The 23,956-nt window shown below is 62.1% G+C and carries 23 protein-coding genes and 4 tRNA genes; 13 read left to right on the plus strand and 14 right to left on the minus strand.

Features of this window, described 5'->3' with window-relative positions:
• Positions 1-252 precede the first annotated feature (252 nt).
• The 5 genes from KI797_RS00145 (at position 253) to KI797_RS00165 (ending at position 1,372) form a co-directional block, all read left to right on the plus strand.
• Positions 253-329: transfer RNA gene (locus KI797_RS00145), tRNA-Arg, on the plus strand.
• Between the two features lie 49 nt (positions 330-378).
• A tRNA-His gene (locus tag KI797_RS00150) sits at positions 379-454 on the plus strand.
• 20 nt (positions 455-474) lie between these two features.
• Positions 475-560: transfer RNA gene (locus tag KI797_RS00155), tRNA-Leu, on the plus strand.
• Between the two features lie 58 nt (positions 561-618).
• Positions 619-695 (plus strand) — tRNA-Pro (locus KI797_RS00160).
• A gap of 164 nt (positions 696-859) precedes the next feature.
• Entirely contained in the window at positions 860-1,372 is a 513-nt protein-coding gene (locus KI797_RS00165; protein WP_226170919.1) for an RICIN domain-containing protein, read from the plus strand.
• A 62-nt stretch (positions 1,373-1,434) separates the two neighbouring features.
• On the opposite strand, the gene KI797_RS00170 is transcribed toward KI797_RS00165, so the two are convergent.
• From KI797_RS00170 to KI797_RS00200, 7 genes are all read right to left on the minus strand, one after another.
• The gene (locus KI797_RS00170) at positions 1,435-2,238 is read right to left on the minus strand and encodes a Cof-type HAD-IIB family hydrolase (RefSeq protein ID WP_182787096.1); all 804 of its coding nucleotides are present in this window, start codon (positions 2,236-2,238) and stop codon (positions 1,435-1,437) included.
• A gap of 195 nt (positions 2,239-2,433) precedes the next feature.
• Complete coding sequence (locus KI797_RS00175) at positions 2,434-3,474, minus strand: alpha/beta fold hydrolase (protein WP_226170922.1); 1,041 nt, start codon at positions 3,472-3,474, stop codon at positions 2,434-2,436.
• Positions 3,464-4,210, minus strand: a complete 747-nt coding sequence (trmH, locus tag KI797_RS00180) for a tRNA (guanosine(18)-2'-O)-methyltransferase TrmH (RefSeq protein ID WP_226170924.1) — start codon at positions 4,208-4,210, stop codon at positions 3,464-3,466. The genes KI797_RS00175 and trmH overlap by 11 nt, the downstream gene beginning before the upstream one ends.
• 107 nt (positions 4,211-4,317) lie before the next feature.
• Positions 4,318-6,435, minus strand: a complete 2,118-nt coding sequence (gene spoT, locus KI797_RS00185) for a bifunctional GTP diphosphokinase/guanosine-3',5'-bis pyrophosphate 3'-pyrophosphohydrolase (protein WP_005326354.1) — start codon at positions 6,433-6,435, stop codon at positions 4,318-4,320.
• A 135-nt stretch (positions 6,436-6,570) separates the two neighbouring features.
• Positions 6,571-6,846 carry a DNA-directed RNA polymerase subunit omega gene (gene rpoZ, locus KI797_RS00190; RefSeq protein ID WP_005307060.1) on the minus strand — a complete coding sequence of 92 codons (276 nt, stop codon included), beginning with the start codon at positions 6,844-6,846 and terminating at the stop codon, positions 6,571-6,573.
• A gap of 79 nt (positions 6,847-6,925) precedes the next feature.
• Positions 6,926-7,552: a guanylate kinase gene (gene gmk / locus KI797_RS00195; protein ID WP_005326356.1), complete on the minus strand. Its 627-nt coding sequence runs from the start codon at positions 7,550-7,552 to the stop codon at positions 6,926-6,928.
• A gap of 300 nt (positions 7,553-7,852) precedes the next feature.
• On the minus strand, positions 7,853-8,920 hold the full coding sequence (locus tag KI797_RS00200; RefSeq protein ID WP_226173201.1) for a glycosyltransferase family 9 protein: 1,068 nt from the start codon (positions 8,918-8,920) through the stop codon (positions 7,853-7,855).
• 128 nt (positions 8,921-9,048) lie between these two features.
• On the opposite strand from KI797_RS00200, the gene KI797_RS00205 reads away from it, so the two are divergent.
• Together KI797_RS00205 and KI797_RS00210 are read left to right on the plus strand one after the other, a co-directional pair.
• The gene (locus tag KI797_RS00205; RefSeq protein ID WP_226173204.1) at positions 9,049-9,753 is read left to right on the plus strand and encodes a 3-deoxy-D-manno-octulosonic acid kinase; all 705 of its coding nucleotides are present in this window, start codon (positions 9,049-9,051) and stop codon (positions 9,751-9,753) included.
• 131 nt (positions 9,754-9,884) lie between these two features.
• On the plus strand, positions 9,885-10,748 hold the full coding sequence (locus tag KI797_RS00210; RefSeq protein ID WP_226170926.1) for a GGDEF domain-containing protein: 864 nt from the start codon (positions 9,885-9,887) through the stop codon (positions 10,746-10,748).
• A 75-nt stretch (positions 10,749-10,823) separates the two neighbouring features.
• Here KI797_RS00210 and KI797_RS00215 read toward each other — a convergent pair whose 3' ends face one another.
• Positions 10,824-11,681 (minus strand): carboxylate/amino acid/amine transporter, encoded by an 858-nt coding sequence (locus KI797_RS00215; protein ID WP_226170928.1) that lies wholly within the window; start codon positions 11,679-11,681, stop codon positions 10,824-10,826.
• 42 nt (positions 11,682-11,723) lie between these two features.
• Between KI797_RS00215 and KI797_RS00220 the strand changes: the two genes are divergently transcribed.
• Positions 11,724-12,200, plus strand: a complete 477-nt coding sequence (locus KI797_RS00220) for a DUF6314 family protein (RefSeq protein WP_226173206.1) — start codon at positions 11,724-11,726, stop codon at positions 12,198-12,200.
• A gap of 112 nt (positions 12,201-12,312) precedes the next feature.
• Here KI797_RS00220 and KI797_RS00225 read toward each other — a convergent pair whose 3' ends face one another.
• Positions 12,313-12,474, minus strand: coding sequence for a hypothetical protein (locus KI797_RS00225; protein WP_005326376.1), 162 nt, complete (start codon positions 12,472-12,474; stop codon positions 12,313-12,315).
• A complete protein-coding gene (locus KI797_RS00230; protein ID WP_005326382.1) occupies positions 12,459-13,358 on the minus strand; it encodes a DMT family transporter in 900 nt (299 codons plus the stop codon). The genes KI797_RS00225 and KI797_RS00230 overlap by 16 nt, the downstream gene beginning before the upstream one ends.
• Before the next feature lie 90 nt (positions 13,359-13,448).
• Here KI797_RS00230 and KI797_RS00235 point away from each other — a divergent pair, with 90 nt between their 5' ends.
• Complete coding sequence (locus KI797_RS00235; protein WP_171272919.1) at positions 13,449-14,408, plus strand: LysR family transcriptional regulator; 960 nt, start codon at positions 13,449-13,451, stop codon at positions 14,406-14,408.
• On the opposite strand, the gene trpS is transcribed toward KI797_RS00235, so the two are convergent.
• Entirely contained in the window at positions 14,387-15,400 is a 1,014-nt protein-coding gene (gene trpS, locus KI797_RS00240) for a tryptophan--tRNA ligase (RefSeq protein WP_226170931.1), read from the minus strand. The genes KI797_RS00235 and trpS overlap by 22 nt on opposite strands.
• Positions 15,401-15,593: 193 nt before the next feature.
• Entirely contained in the window at positions 15,594-16,028 is a 435-nt protein-coding gene (locus KI797_RS00245; RefSeq protein WP_005326399.1) for a universal stress protein, read from the minus strand.
• Between the two features lie 440 nt (positions 16,029-16,468).
• Here KI797_RS00245 and fabV point away from each other — a divergent pair, with 440 nt between their 5' ends.
• A complete protein-coding gene (gene fabV / locus KI797_RS00250) occupies positions 16,469-17,656 on the plus strand; it encodes an enoyl-ACP reductase FabV (RefSeq protein WP_226170932.1) in 1,188 nt (395 codons plus the stop codon).
• 143 nt (positions 17,657-17,799) lie between these two features.
• Here fabV and KI797_RS00255 read toward each other — a convergent pair whose 3' ends face one another.
• The gene (locus KI797_RS00255) at positions 17,800-19,575 is read right to left on the minus strand and encodes a diguanylate cyclase domain-containing protein (protein WP_319003266.1); all 1,776 of its coding nucleotides are present in this window, start codon (positions 19,573-19,575) and stop codon (positions 17,800-17,802) included.
• A 209-nt stretch (positions 19,576-19,784) separates the two neighbouring features.
• Between KI797_RS00255 and ftnA the strand changes: the two genes are divergently transcribed.
• Both ftnA and KI797_RS00265 read left to right on the plus strand, forming a co-directional pair.
• Positions 19,785-20,309: a non-heme ferritin gene (ftnA, locus tag KI797_RS00260; RefSeq protein ID WP_005326403.1), complete on the plus strand. Its 525-nt coding sequence runs from the start codon at positions 19,785-19,787 to the stop codon at positions 20,307-20,309.
• A 154-nt stretch (positions 20,310-20,463) separates the two neighbouring features.
• Positions 20,464-21,648, plus strand: coding sequence for a BaiN/RdsA family NAD(P)/FAD-dependent oxidoreductase (locus tag KI797_RS00265; protein ID WP_041206615.1), 1,185 nt, complete (start codon positions 20,464-20,466; stop codon positions 21,646-21,648).
• A gap of 82 nt (positions 21,649-21,730) precedes the next feature.
• Here the strand turns inward: KI797_RS00265 and KI797_RS00270 are convergent, their stop codons facing one another.
• Entirely contained in the window at positions 21,731-22,951 is a 1,221-nt protein-coding gene (locus KI797_RS00270; protein ID WP_226170934.1) for an MFS transporter, read from the minus strand.
• A gap of 222 nt (positions 22,952-23,173) precedes the next feature.
• Between KI797_RS00270 and leuE the strand changes: the two genes are divergently transcribed.
• Positions 23,174-23,812: a leucine efflux protein LeuE gene (gene leuE / locus KI797_RS00275; RefSeq protein WP_005326407.1), complete on the plus strand. Its 639-nt coding sequence runs from the start codon at positions 23,174-23,176 to the stop codon at positions 23,810-23,812.
• Positions 23,813-23,956 lie beyond the last annotated feature (144 nt).

Here is a 23,956-nt window from a genome sequence, read left to right on the forward strand (position 1 = left end):
CAGATTTCGGTGACTGAATGAACGTTCATTCATTCTAGGTGTAGGAGAGGACAAGTCAAGGGATGCCAGTCAGTTTACTGCAAGTTGAGTATGCACAAGCGGGTCACGTGAAGATGATTTGGCTCGAAAGCGTGAAGAATAGGTATAAAACTGCACAAAGAGATTGAAAAACAATCGCTTGATTCCTTGTGACAAAAAAAGAGTAGACAAGGTGGGCGCCATCATCAATAATGCGCCCCGTTCGACAGCGTAGCGCCCGTAGCTCAGCTGGATAGAGCGCTGCCCTCCGGAGGCAGAGGTCACAGGTTCGAATCCTGTCGGGCGCACCATAAACGTGCGCCGGTTAAGCGGGCGTTGTTGTGGAACAAAACAGCTGTGGTGGCTGTAGCTCAGTTGGTAGAGTCCCGGATTGTGATTCCGGTTGTCGTGGGTTCGAGCCCCATCAGCCACCCCATTTTACAGCTTGTCAGGTATGCGAAGGTGGCGGAATTGGTAGACGCGCTAGCTTCAGGTGTTAGTGCCCCCCGGGTGTGAGGGTTCGAGTCCCTCTCTTCGCACCATACTTGCTGTATGACGAGGATGACCAGATGGTCATCTTTGTATTTTGGAAATATCCATCGGTGATTAGCGCAGCCCGGTAGCGCATCTGGTTTGGGACCAGAGGGTCAAAGGTTCGAATCCTTTATCACCGACCACATTATGAAAACCCCGCTTCGGCGGGGTTTTTGCTTTTCTGCGTATCTATGTCTTTGTCACCTCTGCTTACATTTCTGCAGGCGCCTGTTCGCCATGGGTTCGTTATGCTTGGCCGGGAGCCACGAGAATAGTGGGCACCCGCGACCCACCCAGATACAGGCCTATGCATCTCATGCCCTTTCATATCCGATTGCTCGCCCTGATGGCACTGCTGCTCGGCGGTTGTGCCTTGCCGCCGAGACCAGAGAACCTGCTGCTGGAGGCCGCCTCCAGCTCAACACCGATTCCCCCGGCCACCCTGGTGACCGACGGTGGCTTCTGCGTGGCCCTGAACGAGCAGGGCCACCTGCTCACCCAGCCTTGCGATCAGGGGCCCAACCAGCTGTTTATCTGGGATGCGGGAGCCTTGCTGCTGGCGCAGGGCTGCCTGATCGCCACGGGCACAGACGGCCTTGTCGTGGGAGGGTGCGAGAATGACAGCCACCAATGGCAGTGGCAGGGGGATCGTCTGTTCAACCGACAGGTGTCACTGTGCCTGGATGTGGCCGGTCGTCGCCACAGATCCGCCGTGCCGTTGCGGCTGGCCGAGTGCTACGGTGGCGCCAATCAGAGCTTTACCTGGACGCCAACCGGCAGCCTGCTGGAGCGTCTGATGCCCCCCAGCTCGATATGGTGAGGATACCAAGAATGTAAGAAGGGTGGTCTATAGACCACCCTTTTGCACTCATGGCGAGGAGATCAGGCGACAATGGGGGCGAATAGTCGCTCCAGATAAACGGCGACGCCATCCTCGTCCGAGCTCAGGGTTTGATCATGGTTCGGCAGGGCAAGCTTGAGGCGATCATGGGCGTTGCCCATCACCACACCGCGGCCCACCATGCTCAGCATCTCGAAGTCATTCATTCCATCCCCGAAGGCGACCGCCTGGGACATCTCAAGCCCATGCTGCTCCAGCACGGCACGCACGGCATTGCCCTTGTGTACCCCGGCGTGCATCACTTCGAGGCAATCCGGCAGGGAGAAGGTGACGTTGATCCGATCACCATAACGCTGGTTTAGCTCTGCCTCTATCTGCAGCAGTTTCTCGTGTTCGCCGATGTAGAAGACCTTGTTGATCTTGTCCAGCGGGTGGCTGGCGAGATCGGTCAGGCGATAGCTGAAGCCGGAGTCGTGATGGAACTGCAGCAGCCAGGGCATCTCCTCTTCCACCAGCCACTCGTCGCCGTAGTAGACGTTGATGTGGATGGAGGGGTCACGCTCCAGCGCGATCAGCTCGGCCGCCACCGTGCTCGGCAGTGCCTGGTTGAAGACGAGAGAGTCCTGCTTGTCGTGCACCACGGCGCCGTTGGAGGTGATGAGGTAGATATCCAGCCCCAGCGCATCGCGGATGCTGCGTACATCCACATGGTGACGGCCGGTGGCCACCACGAACTTGATCCCCTGATCCACCAGACGGTGCAGGGTATCCCGGGTGCGGGGGGAGATCTGGTGCTGCCCGTTGAGCAGGGTACCATCGAGATCGGACACAACTACCTTGAACATCATTACCTCGGCATCAGTGGAACGCCGGGGCAGTGTACCCCAGCGTCCGGTGTGACCCCATTTATTTAGGGATCCAAAAAATAACCAGTCCTGGGGTCTGATGCCGTGCCGGTGCAGACTGCGCCTGGATGGCAAGTGACGCCATACTGGACGCAGGACGCTGGCCACGCCCCTGGCAAGTCATGCAACTGGCCACTAGAAGCGGGCGAAGAAGTCCAGGGTCGCGGTCAGGGCTGGCAGGCGCTGGGCATCGGCCTCGATGAACAGCTCGTGCCATGCCCCCTCGATCCGCAGCGGCTTGCCCCCTTCACATTGGAGCCGGTCACAGAAGCTGTCCTGGGCCTGGTTATCGACAATGCCGTCTTCCCCGGCCTGGATCAGCAGCAGTGGCGTCTTGATCCTGTCTGCCTCCGCGATGGCGGCATCCCCGGCCTTGATGCCCTCGCGGATCCAGTGGGCCGTCACCCCACCCAGCTTGATCTGCGGATGCTGCTCATAGAGCTGGCGGAATGCCTGGTAGCGGGACTTGCTGTGGCTCAGGCCGTTGTCGGCAAATTCATGGGAGACATAGCCGGTCTGGCCCGGGCCATAGGGGGGCTCGCCCCACCAGCTGCCGACCGTATCCATGGTGGCCGCCAGCCCCTGGGCCAGCCACTTGGGCAGGCCGCCGAGGTTGATGCCCATCATGGGGGAGGAGAGCACGGCCGCCTCGACATCATCTGGCCAGCGCTCCAAATAGCGCGCCGAGATGGCGCCGCCCATGGAGTGGGCCAGCAGGAACAGCTTGGCGGGTTTGTCCGCCAGTATGACCTCGTCATGGAACTGCTTCAGATCCAGCACATAGTCGTCGAAGTCGGCGACATAGCCCTTCTCCTTGTCGGCCAGCAGGCGATCCGACAACCCCTGGCCGCGGTGGTCGATCAGATAGAGGCTGTAGCCCTGACGCCACAGATCCCAGGCCAGCTCCTGATACTTGAGGTAGCTCTCGACCCGGCCGTTGACGAGGAGGATGGCTCTGTCCACCTTGGCCTGGCGCAGGGCGGCATAGCGGATGGTCACCCCGTCCTTGCCCTTGAACTCCCCCGGGGCGGCATGGTCGCGCCAGAAATCCGGCAGCGTCTGTTGATGGAGGGCGGGGACGTCGGCTTCCGTGGTCAGCTGATAGGGATTGGTCACGGCAAGGGCTCCGGCAGAAAACAGGGTCAGGGCCAGCAGGGGCAGAGCGTTAAACTTCATCGGTTGGATACTCCATATCCAGGGGATCGTCCTGTTGTGCGGCCCAGCCCTTGCGGGTCAGCTGCATCCGTTGCCACCAGGCCTCGTCCGCCTGGATCTCGCCGGCCGGGCCGAGCTGGGGATAGGGCATATCTTTCTCTTTGCAGAGCTGGGCATAGATGGGATACCCCCCCTCGAACAGTATGCTGTTCTGCTCCTCCAGGTCGAGCGGGCAGCCGCGCTGATAGCAGCCGGCCAGCTCGCGCTGGCGCTGGGCTTCGTACAGTATGGCGGCGGCGGCCACCGAGACGTTGAGGGACTGCACCATGCCCACCATGGGAATGACGATATGGTGATCGGCCAGGGCTAGCGCCTCTTCCCCTATGCCGTGCTTCTCCTGGCCCACCAGGATGGCGGTCGGCTTGGTGTAGTCGATGGTGCGAAAGTCCACCGAGCTCTCCGAGAGGTGAGTCGCCAGGATCTGCATGCCGGAGTCTTTCAGTTCGGCCACGGCACTGCCGATGTCCGGGTGCAGCTTGACGTCGACCCAGTTCTGGCTGCCGCGGGCGGTGCCCTTGCGCTTGTGGATCCAGGTCTTGGGCCAGACGGCGTGGACCCGGTGAATGCCGATGGCATCGGCGGTGCGCACGATGGCGGCCAGGTTGTGAGGTTTATGCACCTCTTCCATGCAGACGGTCAAATCGAGTTGGCGCTGTGCCAGCATGTCGGAGATCCGTTTAAAGCGTTCAGGAGTCATATCGGTTTCTATGTCGTGAGGCTGGTGCACGCAACAAGGCTGGTGGCCTGCTGCATGGGGCCATGAGTGTCTCTTGAAAAGCAGCAGGCGGCTTGCGCCGCCTGTGTTCAGTTTTTCTGTCGGCTCACCCTGAGCACATTGGGCATCACCCGGATCTTGCGCATGATGTTGGCAAGGTGGATACGACTCTTGGTGGTGATGAGCAGGGTGACCAGATAGACCCGGCCATCCTTCTCTTCTGTGCTGATGGCGTGGATGTTGGCGCCGGTGGCAGCAATCACGTTGGCCAGCTCCGCCAGGGCACCCTGGTGGTTGACGATCTCGATGCTGATGCCGGTACGGAATTCCTGTTCCTGCTCCTTGTCCACTTCCCACTGCACCGGCAGGTACTTGTCCGGTTCGCGGCTGTAACCCTTGATGTTGCGGCAGGACTCCTGGTGAATGACCAGTCCCTTGCCCGGGCTGATGTGGGCGATGATGGCATCCCCGGGGATCGGACGACAGCAGTTCGCGAAGGTGACCAGCATGCCGTCGGCCCCCTTGATGGGCATCTTCTTGCTGCTGGATTTCGGCTGTTCTTCCGGGGGCAGCTCGTCACCCAGCATGCGGCGCGCCACCATGACGCTCATGGCATTGCCCAGTCCGACGTCGGCCAGCAGGCCCTGCAGGTTCTCGTGCTTGGTGTCGGCCAGCACCTGCTTGATGCGCGGCTCGGGAATGTCTTCGATGTTCTTGGCGCCCAGTGCATGGTTGAGCAGACGACGACCCAGCACCACCGACTCTTCGGTGCGCAGGTTCTTGAGGAACTGGCGGATCTTGGAGCGTGCCTTGGTGGTCACCACGAAGTTGAGCCAGGCTGCGTTGGGGCGGGCGCCCGGCGCCGTGATGATCTCCACCGTCTGACCCGAATGCAGCGGGCTGCTGAGCGGATAGGGGTGGCGGTCGACCCGGGAGCCGACGCAGGCGTGACCGATGTCGGTGTGCACCGTGTAGGCGAAGTCCACCGGGGTGGCGCCGGCGGGCAGCTCCATGATGCGGCCCTCCGGGGTGAACACGTAGATCTCGTCGGGGAAGAGGTCGGTCTTGACCCCTTCGATGAATTCAAAGGAGCTGCCGGCGCTCTGTTGCAACTCCAGCAGGCTCTGCATCCAGCGCTGGGCGCGGATCTGGGCCGTGGTGCCCGAGCTGTCACCATCCTGCTTGTAGGCCCAGTGGGCGGCGACACCCTTGTCGGCCATCTGATCCATGAACTCGGTACGGATCTGCACCTCCACCGGCACCCCGTGCGGCCCCACCAATGAGGTGTGCAAAGACTGGTAGCCGTTGCTCTTGGGGATGGCGATGTAGTCCTTGAAGCGACCAGGACGCGGTTTGTAGAGGCTGTGCATCTGCCCCAACACCCGGTAACAGGTATCTATGTCCTTCACTCTCACTCTGAAAGCATAGATATCCATCACTTCGTGGAATTGCAGTTCTTTCTTCTCCATCTTGTTGTAGATGGAGAACAGGTTCTTCTCACGGCCGCTGACCTGGGCATCTATGCCGGCCTCGCGCAGGCGACCCTCAATCTCGCTCTGGATGGAGTCGATGATCTCGCGGCGGTTGCCGCGGGCGCGGCGCACCGATTCGCGCAGCACGCGGGATCGCATCGGATAGAGCGCCTCGAAGCCCAGCTCTTCCAGCTCGTTCTTCATGGTATGAATACCGAGGCGGTTGGCGATGGGGGCGAAGATCTCGAGGGTTTCCCGGGCGATGCGGCGACGCTTGTCCGGCCGCAATGAGCCGAGCGTGCGCATGTTGTGGGTGCGGTCGGCGAGCTTGATCAGGATGACCCGGATGTCCTGGGTCATGGCCATCACCATCTTGCGGAAGTTTTCGGCCTGGGCTTCCTTGCGATCGCGGAACTTCAGCTTGTCGAGCTTGGAGACGCCGGAGACCAGCTCTGCAACGGCGTTGCCGAACAGCTCGGCGAGATCGTCTTTGGTGACCGGGGTATCTTCGATGACATCGTGCAGCACGGCGGCCATCAGGGTTTCGTGATCGAGTCGCATGTCGCCAAGAATGCGAGCAACCGCAACCGGGTGGGTGATATAAGGCTCGCCGCTGGAACGCATCTGTCCCTGGTGAGCGTCACGGGCCACCACATAGGCTTGCCTGAGCTTCTCAACCTGCTCGGAAGGCAGGTAGGAACTGGCTATTTCTTTAAGGTTTTCAAATAAATACAAGACAGTCCCCGCAGCGGTGAAACGACAATCCGTAGAATTGAGGGTATGCCCTCGAGTTTGCGAGGTTTTCGAGCGGTTGTAAATGGGAAGAACAGTCGGCGCCCGGGCGGGTGCCGACCATGAGAAATGACTGACTTAACCGCGGCCTTCGGCGATGGCAGCAACGGCAGCCAGCTCGGCGGCTTCCTGCTCTTGCTGCTCGTAGCGGTCCTGGGTATCCATCACCTGGTTGTTGACCAGACCCAGTTCGATCTCGCGCAGGGCGATCACGGTCGGCTTGTCGTTCTCTTCGTCGACCAGGGGATCTTTGCCTTGTACCGCGATTTGACGGGCGCGGCGTGCGGCGACCAGCACCAGGTCAAAACGGTTACCTACCTGTTTTACAGCATCTTCTACAGTAACGCGTGCCATGCAGGACTCCAGTGTTTGGGCTTTCTGTGTTTGAAAAAGCAGTGTTTAAAAATGACGCAAAAGTTTACTTGTTTTTGGCCTATTCTGCCAGTAGCTGTTGCAGCAAGTTTTGTTGGGCCTGCTGTTGCTGGCGCAATTCCAGCCGCTGGCACTCTATGATGGCCCTGAGCTGGAACAGTGCCTGCTCAAAGTCTTCATTGATAATGACATAGTCATACTCGTCGTAGTGCACCATTTCGGCAATGGCTTTCGCCATCCGGCCGGCGATCACATCGCTGCTGTCCTGGCCGCGGCCGATCAGGCGGCGTTCCAGCTCTTCCCGGCTCGGGGGCAGGATGAAGATAGACTTGGTCGGCATCTGCTCGCGGATCTGACGGGCGCCTTGCCAGTCGATGTCGAGGAAGACATCGATGCCTTGGGCCAGACAGGCCTCGATGGCGGCGCGGGAGGTGCCGTAGTAGTTGCCGAACACCTCTGCCCACTCCAGAAAATCGCCGCGCTCGATCAACGCCTTGAACTCTTCCACCTGCACGAAGTGGTAGTGCACACCGTGCTCTTCGCCGGGGCGGGTGGCGCGGGTGGTGTGGGAGACGGAGAGCTGCATCTTGCCGGCGTCGTTGTGCTGGGTCAGCAAGGCATTGAGCAGGCTGGACTTACCGGCCCCGCTCGGGGAGGAGATGATATAGAGAGTGCCTTGTTGCGCCATGTCTGTACCTTTAAGCGATGACCCGTGTTTTGGTTGTAGCAGAGGCTGCCGTCATGTGCCCGAAAGGGAGACAGTCGCTCGCAAAACGCGGGAAATTCTTGAGTCAGGGGGTTGTAAAGGCGGCGAATATTAGCAGATGGGGGCGGATAAAAAAACGGCCGGAATCATATTCCAGCCGATCAAAGTATTCGTTGCTTGCTGCGGGAGCGTTACCCACATCGGCCGCTATTTTGCCCCCGGCACCCGGCTCGGGCCATCAGATTATCCCTGCCTCAGGGCTCGGAATTTCCGAGTTGCCCCTCAGCCCGGCAGCTGGCGCTCGGCACAGAGCCTATCGAAGGCGGCGATGACACGTTCGCTGGTTATCTTGCGCATGGCGTCCGGATCCTTGAGACGGGTACGCCAGTCGAGTGCCGCCAGTGGCTTGCCTGTCTCTTGCTCGATCAACTCCTGGTAGACGCTGACCGCATGTGCGCGGCACAGATAGGGGCCGGTGCGATCCGGGTTGTGATGGGCGTAAAGGCCGATCACCGGCGTGCCCGTCAGGGTCGCCATGTGGGTGGGGCCGGTATCGGGGGCCAGCACCAGGCTGGCTTCCTTGATGAGTGCCAGCAGTTGCTTGAGGTTGGTCTGCCCCACCAGATCCACTGGCTTGCTCTGGCTCAGGCGCTGGATGTCGGCAGCCAGATCCCGCTCCAGCCTGGCCGGCCCGCCGCAGAGATAGACCTGAAACCCCTTGCTGGCGGCGTGATCCGCCAGAGCGGCATAGCCTTCGGCGGTCCAGTTCTTGAACGCCTTGCTGGCGGCGGCGCAGATGAGCAGGGTCGGTTTGCCGCCAATCTTCTCCTTTGCCCACGCCTGATGCTCGGCGCTGATGGGCAGTTGCCAGTCCGGGGTCAGATCCCGGATGCCGAGCTCTTTGGCGAAGGCGAGGAAACCATCCAGCACATGGGGGGAGGCGGGGGAAGGCACTTGATGGTTGGTGAACAGCCACTGGCCGTCGTTGGCCCGCGCCTTGTCGAACCCGAGTTTGATCTTTGCTCTGATGCCCAGGGTGGCGATGCTGGCACGCAGGGCAGCCTGCAGGTGGAGCAGGGCATCGAATTTGCGCCCCTTGAGGGTGCGCCAGAGATCACGGTAGCCACGCCAGCCCTTGCTCTTGTCGAAGGGTATCACCTCCACCCCGGGCAGATCGGCAAACAGGGTCGCCTCTATCTTGCCGGTTACCCAGGTGATGCGAGTCTCTGGCCACTCCCGCTGGATGACGCGCACCAGCGCCAGCGCATGGCAGCAATCCCCGATGGCGGAGAGGCGCAGGATGCAGATAGAGGAGGGCGGCGTTTGGAACAGCGGCATGATGTGGCGCAACGATGGCAAAATGGATGGATGGCATTATGCAAACTCCCTTGTGGATTGTAAAATTGCGCCAGCTGCCCGACCGGCACAGTCCCCATGACGGGGTGCATTGCGCCCCACTATCGACCGGAATACTCATGATGCTGACACAGACCGCCCACAACCAGATCTGCTGGTATGCCGAAGGCGCCTTCCGCGACCCTTCCCCCGCGTTGTTCGATCCGGCCTGGTGGCAGACCCATCGGCAGGTGGTGGGCTCCGCCATCGGTCGCGGGGTGACCTGGTTCGTGAAGGACGAGTCGCGCCACCTGGTGCTGCGCCACTACTATCGCGGCGGCATGGTGGGCAAGCTGGTGCGGGATCGCTTCTGGTTCGAAGGGGTGGAGTCGAGCCGCGCCATGGCCGAATACCGTCTGCTGGCCCGGTTGAGCGAGCAGGGGCTGCCGGTGCCACGACCGTTCGCGGCCCGCATGGTCAAGCAGGGGCCCTTCTATCGCGCCGACATCTTGATCGAGCGCATTCGCGGTGCCAAGGATCTGGTGGCCCTGCTCAAGCAGGGGCCCCTCGCCGACGCGGTGTGGCACAAGGTGGGTCAGACGGTGCGTCGGCTGCACGAGGCCGGGGTCTATCATGCGGATCTCAACAGTCACAACCTGCTGCTCGACAAGGAGGGCAAGGTGTGGGTGATCGATTTTGACAAGGGGGCTATCCGCTCCCCCGGCAGCTGGCAGCAGGCCAATCTGGAACGGTTGCAGCGCTCCTTCAGCAAGGAGTCCCAATTGCACACCAGCTTCCATTTCGTGCCGGAGAACTGGCAAGAGCTGATGAAAGGCTATCAGGGCTGAGGGCGTGGCGGGTGCGGATAAAAGGGCACTAGGGAAAAGCGGGTTGACGCTGTTGCTCGGCGCAATCGCCAATGTTACTTATTGAGTGCTGCTGAATGGGCAGATAGTCAGATCCGGTGTCGAGGCGCGTGATGGAAAGGTATGAGACTCCCGGGGTTGAGGTCATTACCCCGCTTGAGGTGACGCTGATGGCAGCAGCCATGGCGATGCTGGAGGCCGGGATCTGGACCTGGTCGGCCGAACAGGGCTTGAGGCGCGATCCCTCCTGCCTGCAACTGCTGGGACTGGCGGGGAACGAGCTGGATGACCTCGGCTGGCTGGATAGGGTACACCCGGATGACGGGCCTCGTCTGGTGGAGGCCATCGATGCATGCCGGGAGGGGCGCAGCAGCGGGTTGCGGCTCGAGTACCGCATCCTGCACCATCAGGGCCACTACATCCGGCTGGAAGAGCGGGTGCGCCGTGACGAACGGGGCCAGCTGCTGGGGGTGGTGCGCCATCTGGACGCGGCCATTCCCCAGCTGGACGATCGCCACGACACCGACCCCCTCACCGGGCTCGAGAGCCGCAGCCACTTCGAGTCTCTGCTGGACGAGCGACTGGCCAGCGAGAGCGGCAGCTTCTGCCTGCTGCAGTTCACCGTGGATCACCGCAGCAAGATATTGCAGCTGTTTGGCGAGGCCGCCTGTGACGCCATGCTGGCCAAGCTGGCCCGTATTGTGCGCCGCGAATTGCGGCGGGAAGATCCCTTCGCCCGCTGGGACGAGGACGGTTTCATCCTGATGCTCTCCCAGACCGATCGGCTGAGCGGCCTCGAGATTGCCGAACGGCTGCGTCTCGAGATCGCCGATGCCAGCCTGTTGCCCGAGCGGCCGGTGACCGTCAGCATAGGTCTGGTGCAGAGCCAGAACGCCGAGCAGCTCGATCACCTGCTGGCCCGGCTGGCCTCCTGCCACGGCCAGGCCAGACGGGAACGCAACACTGTGGTTGGCTGATTTTTAGTCAGCGCTCACTCACTCGCTGACGCCTGTGGGTCAAAGGAGGCCTGTACCCGCAGGCCTGGTGGTTCGTCAGTCCGCGCTATGCGCCGGCTGACGCTGGCAGACCCAGAGGGAGGCCAGCATCAGCAGGGCACCGACGCTGAGCCTGAACAGATCCGTATCCTTGCCCCAGAGCACCAGATTGACCAGCAGACCGGCGGGGATCAGGGCGTTGTTCATGATGGCCAGCACGCCGCTGCTCACCAGGGTGGCCCCCTTGTTCCACAGGAAGTAGCCGAGCCCGGATGCCCCCACCCCCAGCCAGAGCAGTATGCCCCACTGCAATCCACTCGTCGGGTATTGTGGTTGGCCCAGCAGCCACCAGGCGGGCAGGGCGATCACCAGGGCCCCCAGATAGAAGCAGCCGAACACCGCGAGCTGGGGCGGTTGCTGCGCCTCTCGCGCCAGCAGCACCTTGTAGCCAACCTGACCCAGGGCGAAGCAGAGGTTGGCTCCCTGCACCACCAGGAATCCCATCACATAGCTCTCGGTCAGGCCATCGAAGCGGATGACGGCCGCCCCCAGCACCGCCAGCAGCGCCCCCCACAGGTAGGTCGGCTTGAAGCGCCCTTCCAGCAGATCGTGGATCAGGGTGACGTAGATGGGGGTGAAGATGGTGAACACCAGCACTTCCGGCACCGTCAGCAGCAGGAAGGAGTGGTAATAGAACAGATACATGATGCCGAGCTGGATGGCGCCGAGTGCCATCAGCTTGGCCACCAGATCGGGGCGCAGCCAGCGGCGGCGCAGGAAGGGCAGGAACACCAGGCTGGCGAGGGCGATGCGGGTCAGCACGGAGAAGTAGGCGTCCACCTGGCCGGCGAGGTAGACCCCGATCAGGCTGAAGGAGAAGGACCAGAGCAGGGTAACCCCTATCAAGTAGTTCATGTGATTGAATTGTCGTCAGTTGTCAATTTGGAGGGCGCTATGATGGCCGAGTTGGAAAGCGCGATCCAGCGTTTATGGGAACAGTTGCCACAGATCGGCGCTTTTGCCTTCGAGGCGAGCAACGGAGCGGGCTCCGCGACCGACTGGAACGGCCGTGGGGAGGGGGAGGTGCGGGTGACCGATCATCAAGGTGGCTGGCTGTTTACGGAGCAGGGGCGCTATACCACGCCCCATGGCCGGGTGCTCGCCATGCACAACAGCTTCTGGTGGCGGCGCGGCGAGCGGGGGATCAGCCTCTCCCACCTGCGCCACCAGACGCCGGTGCTGCTGTTTGAGCTGCTGCCCCAGGGGGACGGGCGCTGGCTCACCGCCGAGGCGCACCTGTGCGGCCAGGATCACTACAGCGCCGGGCTGACCGAAACCGGCGAGGGCTTCCTGCTCGCCTGGCAGATCACGGGGCCGCGCAAGAACGAGCGGCTCAGCTACCGCTACTGGTCGGAGGGCGGAAAACCGGCATAAAAAAACCGGCGCAGAGCGCCGGTAGCGGGGACAAATCGGAGGTTTTTTTAAAACGGTCCCAAAAACAGGAGAGACATACTCTCGTCACACATTAGAGATGGCATTCAGGCATTCAGGCATTCAGGGCATAGCTCAGCATGGCCTGCAGCTTGCTGTCGAAGAACCAGGGCAGGGTCAGCATCAGCAGGCCGAGCAGTCCGGCCAGCCGGTGGCGATATTGCCAGCCGGCTATCAGCACCAGACCGCCGCAGAGTGTGGTCAGGATGCCTGACATAGGGCAGCCTCCCGCTGTTGGCGGCGCTGCTGGGCCCACTGGTTCAGGGCGACCGAACCCAGGATCAGCGCCAGTGCCACGCCCGTGGTGGACTGGATCTGCTCGCCGAGGAAGAGGGCACCCAGCATGACGCCGAACAGCGGCACCAGGTAGTTGCTGAAGGAAGCGAACGTCGGGCCCGCCTTCTGGATCAGCGCCATGTAGAGGAAGTAGACCAGACCGGTACAGAACACCCCGAGCACGGTCACGGCGCCGATGGCCTGCTGGCTTGGCAGGGTGAGCGCGCTCAGATCGGTGACGAAGGGCGCGGCCAGCAGCAGCTGGATGGCTGACGAGATCAGGATGTTGCGGGCCACCACCACGGGGTGGTCCTTGGCGAAGCGCTTGATCATCAGCAGGCCGATGGCGAAGCAGCTGGCGCCGAACAGTATGGCCATGGCACCGAGCAGACCGGCGTTCATGCCGTTGGCCAGTTTCGGCCAGAACAGCACCAGCACGCCGACGAAGCCGATGGCCACTGAGAGAAGACCGCCCTTGGTGATTCTTTCACCAGAAATAAACAGGGGCGCAGCCAGAATGGTCACAAAGGGGATACAACCCATGACCACGGCGGCGATGGCGCTGTCCACATACTGCTGACCCCAGGCCACCATGATGAAGGGGATGGTGGCATCGAGCAGGGCGATCAACATATAGGTGCGCCAGGGGGTGTGCTCGCTCTTGAGGCGCATGAACAGGCAAAGCAGACCCAGGGTCAGGCTGCCGCACAGGGCACGACCGGCCGCCACCATGATGGGGGGCAGTTCGGTGACGGCTTGATGCATGAAAATGAACTGGGAGCCCCACAACAGGCCAATTGCCAGCAACAACAGATAGCTACGCATTTTAATCTCCGTGTAATTCGCCCGCGCATTCTATGCAATCTGCTACTATGCCAAAAATGAATTGTCGTCATTCAGCTATGGCCAATATCGATGGAACTTCCCCTTTCCCGCCTCGACCTCAACCTGCTCAATGTGTTCGACATGCTGATGCAGGAGCGCAATGTCACCCGTGCCGCCGAGCGGCTGCACCTCTCCCAGTCCACCGTCAGCCATGCACTGGGGCGGTTGCGTACGGCGCTGGATGACCCCCTGTTTGTCATGAGCCGGCGCGAGATGATGCCGACCGAGCGAGCCAAGGCGCTGGCCGGGCCGGTGCGCCAGGCGCTGGCCATGCTGGAGCAGGGCTTGCGCCAGGCCAAGGGATTCGATCCCGCCAGCGCCCAGCGGGTGTTTCGCATCGCCACCCCGGGCTCGGTGGAGCACGGCCTGGTGCCGACCCTGGTGGAGCGCATGGTGCAGCAGGCGCCCCATTGCAGGCTGGAGGTGTGCGAGCTGGCGGACAGCGACTACGAGCGGGAGCTGGAGAAGGGGGAGCTGGATCTGGTGATCGGTTTTGCGGGCGCCAACCATCTCTCCCCTCGCTTGTGGCGCGAGGAGTGGTTCAGCAACCCCCTGGTCTGCCTGTCACCGCTCGGCAGCGAGCTGCCCGATGAGCTGGGGCCGGACGAGCTGGTGAGTCGCCCCCACATCCACACCTCCAGCTGGGGGCACAGCCAGGCCATGGTGGATCTCTGGCTGGCCCGCTTCGGGGTGGCGCGGGAGCTGGGGGTCAGGTTGCCGAGCTTTATGGCGGTGCCGCAGCTGATGGCGACCGGCCGCTATCTGGTGGTGGTGCCCGAGATGATCGGGCGCCACTTCTGCCGCTACTACCCGTTGCGGCTGCATCAGCTGGAGCCCGCCATTCCCATCGTCTATCTGATGGCGGGCCACCCGCTCAGCGCCCACGATGAGGCGATCGGCTGGTTCAAGGGGCTGCTGCACCGGCTCGCTTTCGAGCGCTACGGTGCAGACGCGCTGGGGGCGCCGACTCAGCGCAACCCGGCGAAGTAGTCCAGCCCCATGGCGCTTTTGACTTCTGCCAGCACCTCGTCGGTGAGGGCGCGTGCCTGCAAGGTGCCCTGCTGCAACAGGCGCAGCAGCTGCTCCTTGTCGGCGATGGCCGCCTGACGCCGCTCCCGCATGGGGGCGAGCAGGGTCTGCAGGCAGTCGTTCAGCACCTGCTTGCAGCGCATGTCGCCGAGCCCGCCGCGCTGGTAGTGGGCCTTCATCTCGGCCACCAGCGCCTTGTCCGGGTGGAAGGCATCCAGATAGGCGAACACAGTATTCCCTTCGACCAGGCCCGGATCGCTCACCTTGAGGTGGTTGGGGTCGGTATACATGGCAAACACCGCCTGTTTCACCTCATCGCTCGACATGCCTAGCTCTATGGTGTTGCCGAGGGACTTGGACATCTTGGCCTTGCCGTCGATGCCGGGCAGGCGGCCGGTGTCGCTCAGGATGGGCTGACATTCGGTCAGCACTTCCTTGCCCACCAGGGCGTTGAAGCGGCGCACTATCTCGTTGGTCTGCTCCAGCATGGGCAGCTGATCCTCGCCGACCGGCACATGGGTGGCGCGAAAGGCGGTGATGTCGGCGGCCTGGCTGACGGGATAGACCAGAAAACCGGCCGGCAGGCTGCGCTCGAACCCTTTCTGCTGGATCTCGGCCTTCACCGTAGGGTTGCGCTCCAGCCGGGCGACGCTGACCAGGTTGAGGTAATAGGTGGTGAGCTCGGCGAGGGCGGGCAGGGCGCTCTGCAGGCAGAAGGTGGTCTTGGCCGGATCCAGGCCGGCGGCCAGGTAGTCGGCCATCACCTCCAGCACGTGGTCGGTCACCTTGGCCGGGTTGTGGCCGTTGTCGGTCAGCGCCTGCAGATCGGCGATCATCACGAACTGGCGGTAATGGTGCTGGGCCTCGACGCGCTGGCGCAGGGATCCGACGTAGTGGCCTATGTGCAGTTTACCGGTGGGGCGATCGCCGGTCAGGATAACGGGGTCTTGCATGTCACTCTCTCCGGGTGGGGTGGGCCGGGAGGCGACAAAGGGATGAAAACAATGACCGCCTCTCGGCGGTCACGGTGTTTTCTTCTGGGAATTTCACATAGAAAAGCGGTGCCGCCCTGTTTATAAGCAGCACCACCAGTTGTTGTGATTGAAAGCTGTGATGTTCATGGATAAACAAGCTACGCCTGTTTAATCACTTCTGCAAGGGCACCACCAGCAGATCGCAGGGCACGGTATTCATCAGCTGGCGGGCGCTGGAGGTGAGCAGGCTCCAGAAACTCTGGCGATGGCCGCACACCAGCAGGTCTATCTGGTAATCCTTGACCGCCTGGTTGACTCGCTCGCTCAGATCGCCGCAGATCACCAGCTTCTTCTCGATGGGGTAGTCCACCGAGGCCAGGAAGGTCTCGAGCTTCTCTTTCGCTTCGGCGATCACCTGATCCTGCACGTTGTCGATGTCGATATCGATCATCTCGGTGTAGAGATCCTTGAGGTCCACGTCCACATGGATCACCGACAGCTTGGCGCCATTGGAACGGGCCCGGTCGACCGCCTTGTCGATCACCTTGCGGTTGTCTTCCGACAGGTCGATCGCCGCCAGTATGTGCTTGTAATAGGTTCCACTCATGGGAATTCTCCTCACTGATCCTGGGTTCACTATACCAATGTCCGCTGAAACTAAAACGGCGATGTCACCACAGTTTCAGGATTTGCATGGAAAACCCGTACGCCCCGGTTGCCATCCCAGGGGCAGAGTCGCACATATTTTGAACAGGAGTTTGAAGCCGATCACAACCGGTCTATTGCCCCGATCCAGGGAGAAGAATAGGATGTGCCCGTGCTTCGCAATGAACACAACACAACAAAAAGCATCTGAATAACGCTTTGGGGAGCCTTGTGCTCCCTCTTGTTTTTATGCCCCCTTTCTTGCCCATATGCCGCCCGACATCAAGGTAATCACCGGCTTCTTGGTTATGCTCTAGCCAATTCCCGTGGAGACGCTGGCGATGATCGATGTGCTAGCGGCCGCCGCTCCTCGTATTCCATCGATTCCTTGGAGATTCATTCATGATCATTCATCCCCAGATCCAGGGCTGCGTCGCCCGCAACTGCCACCCCATCGGTTGCCGTGCCGCCGTGCAGCAGCAGATCGCCAGCGTCAAGGGGGCGGGTCTCTTCAACGGGCCCAGGCGGGTGCTGGTGCTGGGTGCCTCCTCCGGCTTCGGGCTGGCGTCGCGCATCGCGCTGACCTTCGGCGCCGGCGCAGATACTCTGGGCATCTCGTTCGAACGCGGACCCTCCGACAAGGGGCTCGGCAGCGCGGGCTGGTACAACAACATCTGGTTTCGACAGGCGGCGGAGCAGGAGGGGCGCATTGCCATCAACCTGATCGGCGATGCCTTCTCGGACGCCATGCGTCAGCAGGCCATCGACGCCATCCGTCAGCAGCTGGGGCAGGTGGATATGGTGATCTACTCCCTGGCCAGCGGCATCCGGGTGCTGCCGGATGGCCGGCAGGTACGCTCCGTGCTCAAGACTACCGGACAGCCTTTCAGCGGCTGGGGGCTGGATCTGGAGCAGGACACCCTGGTGCAGCAATCCCTGGCGCCTGCCACTCCGGAGGAGATCCGCGACACCGTCACAGTGATGGGGGGCGAAGACTGGCAGCTCTGGCTGCAGGCGTTGCAGCAGGCCGATTGTCTGGCCCCAGGGGTGCAGACAGTCGCCTACTCCTACATAGGCCCGGAATCCACCTATCCCCTCTATCGGGATGGCACCATTGGCTACGCCAAGGAGCATCTGCACGCCACCGCAGAGACCATCAACCTGCAGCTGGCCGAGCTCGGCGGCCACGCCTGGGTGTCGGTCTGCAAGGCGTTGGTGACCAAGGCGAGCGCCTATATTCCTGTGTTGCCAGTCTACCTCGGCCTGCTGATGGGGGTGATGAAGGAGCGGGGCGTGCACGAGGGTTGCATCGAGCAGATGCAGCGGCTGTTTGCCACCAAGATGTACGGTCCGCAAGGGGTGGTGGCCGACGGCAACCGGCTGATCCGGATGGATGACCATGAGCTCGACCCGGCCATTCAGGCCGCCGTCTCGGCGCTCTGGCCCAAGGTGACGCCGGACAACTTCCATGCCCTGGGGGACTTCGCCGGGCTGCGCCAGGACTTCATGCAGCTCAACGGCTTCGAGCTGCCGGGCGTCGACTATGGGGCACCGGTGGATGTCGCCTCCATGACCGAGCTGCTGCCCTGAGTCAGTTACCTGCCTCAGGCAACATGGCAGGTGAGTTCGGCGGGTTGGTTGGGGCCTGGCGCCAGCATGGTCTGGTTGCGCCCCTGGCATCTGTTGTCTGATGCACGATCATCAAGCAGTCACGATGGCTTCCCGCCCCGGCCTCAGGCGACGTTGCTGACGGGCTGGTTGGGGGTCGGTGCCAGTATGGTCTGGTTGCGTCCCTGACGCTTGGCCTGGTACATGGCCATGTCGGCCCTGTGGATCAGCTGGCTGAGGCTGTCGTCGTCCGGTGATCGCTCTGCCACCCCAATGCTGATGGTCATGTGAGGGGCGGCCAGGTAGGCGATCCGGTTTCTCAACTGCTCGGCCAGCCGCCAGCAGGTGATGCCATCCTGCGCCATGGCCACCAGAAACTCCTCTCCTCCCCAGCGCCCGACCTGTTGCAGATCCGGTGCCCAGTTCTTCAGTTCCCGGGCCAGTTGCCGGATGGCCTGGTCGCCGGTCTGGTGGCCGTGGCGGTCGTTGATCTGCTTGAAATGGTCGATGTCGATGATGAGCAGGGTCAGCGGCGCATCCAGCTGCCACTGCTGTTCCAGCCGCTCCAGCAGGGCGCGCCGATTCGGCAGCCCGGTCAGCTGATCGAAGGTGGCGAGCTTGTAGAGGTGGCGCGAGCTGCGGTGCAGCCTGTGGGTGGTGAGTCCGAGCAGGATCAGGGCACCGATCAGCAGGATGACCAGCATCATCTGGTAGTAACGGGCGCTCTGTTGATACAACAGTTGCTGGCGCTTGTTCTCGTTCTCCTGCTGCAAGGCGAGGTTGCTGGCCTCGCTGCGGGCCAGGTCCATCTCGACCTGGAAGGCGGCGGCATGCTGGCTCAGGGTCTGGTTGAAGTGCTGTTTGTAGTGCTGCATGTAGCGGGTCATGACCCCGTAGGCCTCGGAGTAGCGCCCCAGATCGGCCAGCAGTCTGGCCTGCATCGCCTTGCCCTCTATGCTGACCGGGCCTGGCTGGGTCGTCAGCAGTTGCAAGGCCAGCTGGGTCTCCCCCCGTCCCTGCAGCGTTCTGGCACGGATCTCGGTCAGCCGGGAGGCCGCCTGAGGGTAACCCAGCCCCTCATAAATGGCCTGCGCCTCTTCCAGACTCTGCCAGGCCGAGTGCCAGTCTCGCTGTGCATTGAACACCATGGCCTGATAGCCGAGCACGATGGCACGATAGTGCGGTGACAGCCCCGGGGTGGCCAGCAGGGCATCGAGCAGCTCGCGCGCCCGATCGGGGCGTGCCATGTCGATGTAGAGCCGCGCCATGTTGGCACGGATGATGACCTGGCTGTTGGGCTCGTTCAGTCGCACCATCTGCCCGAGGGCATCCTGATAGTAGCTCTCGGCCTCCCGGTGGAGGCTGAGATCGGCATAGAGGTTGCCAAGGGTCATCAGCAGGCGGGCACGCTGCAGGGTGGCGAGGGCGCTTCTTGGCCCTTTCTGCTTGAGCTGGAAGGCGGTCTTGAGCTCGGCGATCGCCTCCTTCAGCTGCTGGGTACGGTAGAGTGCGAGGCCATTGAGGGCACGCCATTCGGACTCCTGCTGGGCATGGCCCAGGACGGCCGGCCTGAGCTGGGTCAGCAGGTGGAGGGCCTGCTCGGGGGCCTCGGTATCCAGGGTCAGGGCAATCTGCTGCAATCTGAAGTCGAGCAGGCGCCGGAGCTCCTGCTGGGCACTGGCCAGCCCGCGGGCGCGGGCGTTGTCCAGCAGGGCCTGCTGGTAACGGCCCAGCGCGGCCTGGGCCAGGGCTCTGGCGTAGAACAGCTCCATGTTTTGCTGCGGGCTGGCGTCGAGGCGTTGCAGGTAGCCGACGGGATCGCGCGCCGCCTGCAATTCTGCCTCTTCCAGCAAGGAGGGAGTGGCATGCAACTGGGTTATCCAGAGCAGCGCCAGTGCCATAATGAATTTCATTGAATCCTTTCCCCGACCACTGGCGCCATCATAATGGCTGACGCTACCTACACCATGTTTCTTTGCTTCTCTATAACCGTATGGGTGACAGGATGAGATGCGTCCGGGTCACAACTGCGAGTGCTGGCCGTCGTATCTGGTTGCGTCAGACTGCAACAGTGGCGACAATCGTGACCAAATCACAGTGGAGAATCATCATGTTGGCCAAAGCCATGATCGAGAAGTTGAACGAGCAGATTAATCTTGAATTCTATTCCTCCAATCTCTACCTGCAGATGAGCGCCTGGTGCGAGGACAAGGGCTTCGAAGGGGCCGCTACCTTCCTGCGCAAGCACGCCGCCGAGGAGCGCCAGCACATGGAGCGCCTGTTCACCTACGTGAGCGAAACCGGTGGCATGCCGCTGCTGGGTGCCATCGATGCGCCTCCCCACGAGTTCAACTCGCTGGGGGACATCTTCCGCACCACCCTGGAGCACGAGTTCCACATCACCAAGTGCATCAACGGCCTGGCCCATGTGGCATTCACCACCCAGGACTACTCCACCTTCAACTTCCTGCAGTGGTACGTGGCCGAGCAGCACGAAGAGGAGAAGCTGTTCAAGAGCATCGTCGATCGTCTGTCGCTGGTGGGCGAGGATGGCAAGGGTCTCTACTTCATCGACAAGGAGCTGGCCGAGCTGGCCAAGGGCGCCCCTGCCAGCATCATGGACGGCAACGCCTGATAGTCGTGGACACTTAGTGTTCAGCCAGTACAATACGGCCCCCCTCGTGGGCCGTTTTCGATTGATGCAGCCATGAAACCGCCGCTGTGGTTTCTGCCGGATGCGATGACGGTCCCTTGGCAGGGGCCGTTTTTCTTTTAATGGGTGAGTGACGATGAAGCAGGTGGATGTGGTGGTGATCGGAGCCGGGGCGGCCGGCTTGATGTGTGCGGCCCAGGCCGGTTATCGGGGGCGATCCGTGCTGCTGCTGGACAACGCCAAGAAACCGGGGCGCAAGATCCTCATCAGCGGCGGCGGTCGTTGCAACTTCACCAACCATCAGGCTGGTCCCCACGCCTTCCTCTCGGGCAATCCGCACTTCTGCAAGTCGGCGCTGGCGCGCTACACCCAGCAGGACTTCATCGATCTGGTGGACAGGCATGGGGTGAATTATCACGAGAAGACCCTGGGCCAGCTGTTCTGTGACGAGAACGCCAAGGAGATAGTCGAGGTGCTGCTCACCGAGTGTGACTGGGCCGGGGTGACCCTGCAGTGCCAGACCGAGATCCTCTCCGTCAACAAGACGGATGACGGCTTCCTGCTCGACACCAGCAAGGGCGAGATCCGTTGCCACTCCCTGGTGGTAGCCACCGGCGGCCTCTCCATGCCCAAGCTCGGCGCCACTCCCTACGGTTTCAAGCTGGCGGAGCAGTTCGGCCTCACAGTGCTGCCCACCCGCGCCGGTCTGGTGCCCTTCACCCTGCATCAGGAACAGAAAGAAGCCTTCGCCGATCTCGCCGGGGTCAGCCTGCCGGTGGCGGTGACCGCCGAGGATGGCACCCGCTTCAAGGAGGCCATGCTGTTCACCCACCGCGGCCTCTCGGGCCCCGCCATCCTGCAGATCTCCTCCTTCTGGCTGGCGGGGGAGAAGATCCACATCAACCTGCTGCCCGAGCTGGATATACCGGCGGCCCTCAAGGCCTGGGCCCAGGCGCACCCTGCTCAGGAGCTGAAGACGGTGCTGGGGCGCGAGCTGCCCAAGCGCTTCGTCGACAAGCTGGTGGAGCTGGGCCAGCTGGTCAGCAAGCCGATGCGCCAGTACAACGAGCGGGAGCTGGACGCGGTGGCCACCCTGCTGGGGGATTGGCAGATACTGCCGAACGGCACCGAAGGCTATCGCACCGCCGAGGTGACCCTGGGGGGGGTAGATACCAACGAGCTCTCCTCCAAGACCATGGAGGCGCGCAAGGTGCCCGGTCTCTACTTCGTCGGCGAGGTGGTGGACGTGACCGGCTGGCTTGGTGGCTACAACTTCCAATGGGCCTGGTCTTCCGGCTGGGTAGCTGGCCAGTACTGCTGACCTACCCTTGCCTTCATCAACTTCAGACGCGGCCTGCTCAGGCCGCGTTTTTTATAGGCGGTATCCCTCGCGGGGCGGCCCACTATCCCTTTCTAAGGGTTGGCAAGAACGCGGTCAGCAGGCCGATGAGCGGCAGGTAGGCGCAGAGCTGGTACACGGTCTCTATGTTGGTCGCATCGGCCAGCTGACCCAGCAGGGCGGCGCCTATGCCCCCCATGCCGAAGGCGAAGCCGAAGAAGAGGCCGGAGATGGTGCCGACCTTGCCGGGCACCAGCTCCTGGGCGTAGACCAGGATGGCTGAGAAGGCCGACGCCAGGACGAGGCCGATGATCACCGAGAGCACCGAAGTCCAGAACAGGTCGACGTGGGGCAGCAGCAGGGTGAAGGGGGCGACGCCCAGGATGGAGATCCAGATCACCCGTTTGCGGCCGATGCGGTCACCGACCGGCCCGCCGAGCACGGTGCCAGCCGCGACGGCAAACAGGAACGTAAACAGATGGAACTGGGCGCTATCCAGCGACAGGCTGAACTTGTCCATCAGATAGAAGGTGTAATAGCTGCTCAGGCTGGTCATGTAGAAGAACTTGGAGAACATCAACAGACCGAGGATGGCCAGCGACCAGCCGACCTGGCGGCGGCTCAGGCCACTGCCAGCATGGACCTTCATCCGCTTGTGGAAGTTGGCCCCGTGATGGCTGGACCAGCGCCCGACCAGGCAGAGCACCATGACACCCACCAAGGCGAACAGCGAGAACCAGGCGGCGCTGCCTTGTCCCTGCGGCACTATGATGAGCGCGGCGAGCAGCGGGCCTATGGCCGAGCCGAGGTTGCCGCCGATCTGGAACAGGGATTGGGCCAGACCCGGCTGGTTGCCAGCCGCCATGCGGGCGACCCGGGAGGATTCCGGGTGGAAGACGGACGAACCCATGCCGATCAGCATGGCCGACAGCAGCACGGCGCCAAAGCTGCCCGCCTGTGACAGGGAGAGCAAGCCGATCAGGGTGAAGCCCATGCCGAGGGGCAGCGAATACGGCATGGGTCTGCGGTCGGTGTAGAGGCCGATCAGCGGCTGCAACAACGAGCCCGTGAACTGGTAGGTAAGGGTGATGAGCCCTATCTGGGTGAACGACAGATCGAGCCCCAGCTTCAACAACGGATAGATGGCCAGCAGCACCGACTGCATCATGTCGTTCAACAGGTGCGAGAAGCTGATGGCGGCAATCACCGGATACGCGGTGGTGTTCAGGGGGTCGGCTGAGGGTGTCGCGGCGATCGGCGTGTCGGTAATCAAGGTCTTGTCCATGGGTGAGGTATCTGCGGTTTCATACTCCCTCTACCATGCCCTATCCCGGTGTATCTGGACATAACCAAAGTGGGCGAACGCCAGGGTGGCTATCGATCGGTGTGCAAGGCGTTCATCCTGAAGGTGTGTGGATGGCAGGTCAGATCTTGTGCTTGGCGCGCGGCGGATTAGTATAGAAAGCCTGCCGCCGCTATCCGGCCCATCGCCCGCCATGGAGGGAACATGTTCGAAAGCCTGGGAGTCATCAACGTCTGGACCTATCTGGTGGGACTCTTCTTCATCATCATTGCGCCGGGACCCAACTCCATTTATGTGCTGCGTACCGCCACCGTACGGGGCATAGGACCGGGCTATCGCGCCGCCCTCGGCGTCTTTGTCGGCGATGCCATCCTCATCTTCTGCGCCTACCTGGGGATCGCCTCCCTCATTCGTACCACCCCCCTGCTGTTTACCCTGGTGCGTTACCTCGGCGCCATCTACCTGCTCTATCTGGGGGTGAAGATCCTCCATGCCAACTTCATTGCCCGGCGTGAAGGGCAGGAGTCTGCGGTCGAGCTGGGGGAGCGTTATTTCTCCAAGGCCCTCACCTTGAGCCTCACCAACCCCAAGGCGATCCTCTTCTACGTCTCCTTCTTCGTGCAGTTCATCGACTTCAGCTATGCCCACACCTGGATCTCCTACCTAGTGCTGGCGGGCATGCTGGAAGCCATGAGCTTCGTCTATCTCACCCTGCTGATCTTCGGCGGCACTCTGGTTGCCCGCTTCTTTCGCCGTAAACAGGGGCTTGCCCGGTTGGGCAATGGCCTGATCGGCCTGTTTTTCATGGGCTTCGCCGCCAGGCTGGCGACCCTGTCGTCCTGATGCCGTCCTTGCCTTCTCCATCGGGCTGAATATGGCAGCCCGATGCCTCTCTGGTACCTGCCTGCGGTACACTGGGGCCCGATGAGAGGGTCCCTCTCTTTTCAACCCTGCCGTTGTGGTCTCATGTCCCTGATTTGATCGGGG

This window comes from Aeromonas media (assembly GCF_020423125.1).
Lineage (GTDB): Bacteria > Pseudomonadota > Gammaproteobacteria > Enterobacterales > Aeromonadaceae > Aeromonas > Aeromonas media.

Bases quoted from the DNA above. Each gene is read 5' to 3' on its own strand.
- KI797_RS00205 (WP_226173204.1), top strand. From the start codon at position 9,049: ATGCTGACACAGACCGCCCACAACCAGATCTGCTGGTATGCCGAAGGC.
- gmk (WP_005326356.1), bottom strand. From the start codon at position 7,552: ATGGCGCAACAAGGCACTCTCTATATCATCTCCTCCCCGAGCGGGGCC.
- KI797_RS00210 (WP_226170926.1), top strand. From the start codon at position 9,885: ATGGAAAGGTATGAGACTCCCGGGGTTGAGGTCATTACCCCGCTTGAG.
- ftnA (WP_005326403.1), top strand. From the start codon at position 19,785: ATGTTGGCCAAAGCCATGATCGAGAAGTTGAACGAGCAGATTAATCTT.
- KI797_RS00215 (WP_226170928.1), bottom strand. From the start codon at position 11,681: ATGAACTACTTGATAGGGGTTACCCTGCTCTGGTCCTTCTCCTTCAGC.
- KI797_RS00245 (WP_005326399.1), bottom strand. From the start codon at position 16,028: ATGAGTGGAACCTATTACAAGCACATACTGGCGGCGATCGACCTGTCG.
- KI797_RS00255 (WP_319003266.1), bottom strand. From the start codon at position 19,575: ATGGCACTGGCGCTGCTCTGGATAACCCAGTTGCATGCCACTCCCTCC.
- trpS (WP_226170931.1), bottom strand. From the start codon at position 15,400: ATGCAAGACCCCGTTATCCTGACCGGCGATCGCCCCACCGGTAAACTG.
- KI797_RS00270 (WP_226170934.1), bottom strand. From the start codon at position 22,951: ATGGACAAGACCTTGATTACCGACACGCCGATCGCCGCGACACCCTCA.
- KI797_RS00220 (WP_226173206.1), top strand. From the start codon at position 11,724: ATGGCCGAGTTGGAAAGCGCGATCCAGCGTTTATGGGAACAGTTGCCA.
- KI797_RS00165 (WP_226170919.1), top strand. From the start codon at position 860: ATGCATCTCATGCCCTTTCATATCCGATTGCTCGCCCTGATGGCACTG.
- KI797_RS00170 (WP_182787096.1), bottom strand. From the start codon at position 2,238: ATGTTCAAGGTAGTTGTGTCCGATCTCGATGGTACCCTGCTCAACGGG.
- KI797_RS00225 (WP_005326376.1), bottom strand. From the start codon at position 12,474: ATGTCAGGCATCCTGACCACACTCTGCGGCGGTCTGGTGCTGATAGCC.
- trmH (WP_226170924.1), bottom strand. From the start codon at position 4,210: ATGACTCCTGAACGCTTTAAACGGATCTCCGACATGCTGGCACAGCGC.
- rpoZ (WP_005307060.1), bottom strand. From the start codon at position 6,846: ATGGCACGCGTTACTGTAGAAGATGCTGTAAAACAGGTAGGTAACCGT.
- KI797_RS00235 (WP_171272919.1), top strand. From the start codon at position 13,449: ATGGAACTTCCCCTTTCCCGCCTCGACCTCAACCTGCTCAATGTGTTC.
- leuE (WP_005326407.1), top strand. From the start codon at position 23,174: ATGTTCGAAAGCCTGGGAGTCATCAACGTCTGGACCTATCTGGTGGGA.
- KI797_RS00265 (WP_041206615.1), top strand. From the start codon at position 20,464: ATGAAGCAGGTGGATGTGGTGGTGATCGGAGCCGGGGCGGCCGGCTTG.
- KI797_RS00175 (WP_226170922.1), bottom strand. From the start codon at position 3,474: ATGAAGTTTAACGCTCTGCCCCTGCTGGCCCTGACCCTGTTTTCTGCC.
- fabV (WP_226170932.1), top strand. From the start codon at position 16,469: ATGATCATTCATCCCCAGATCCAGGGCTGCGTCGCCCGCAACTGCCAC.
- KI797_RS00230 (WP_005326382.1), bottom strand. From the start codon at position 13,358: ATGCGTAGCTATCTGTTGTTGCTGGCAATTGGCCTGTTGTGGGGCTCC.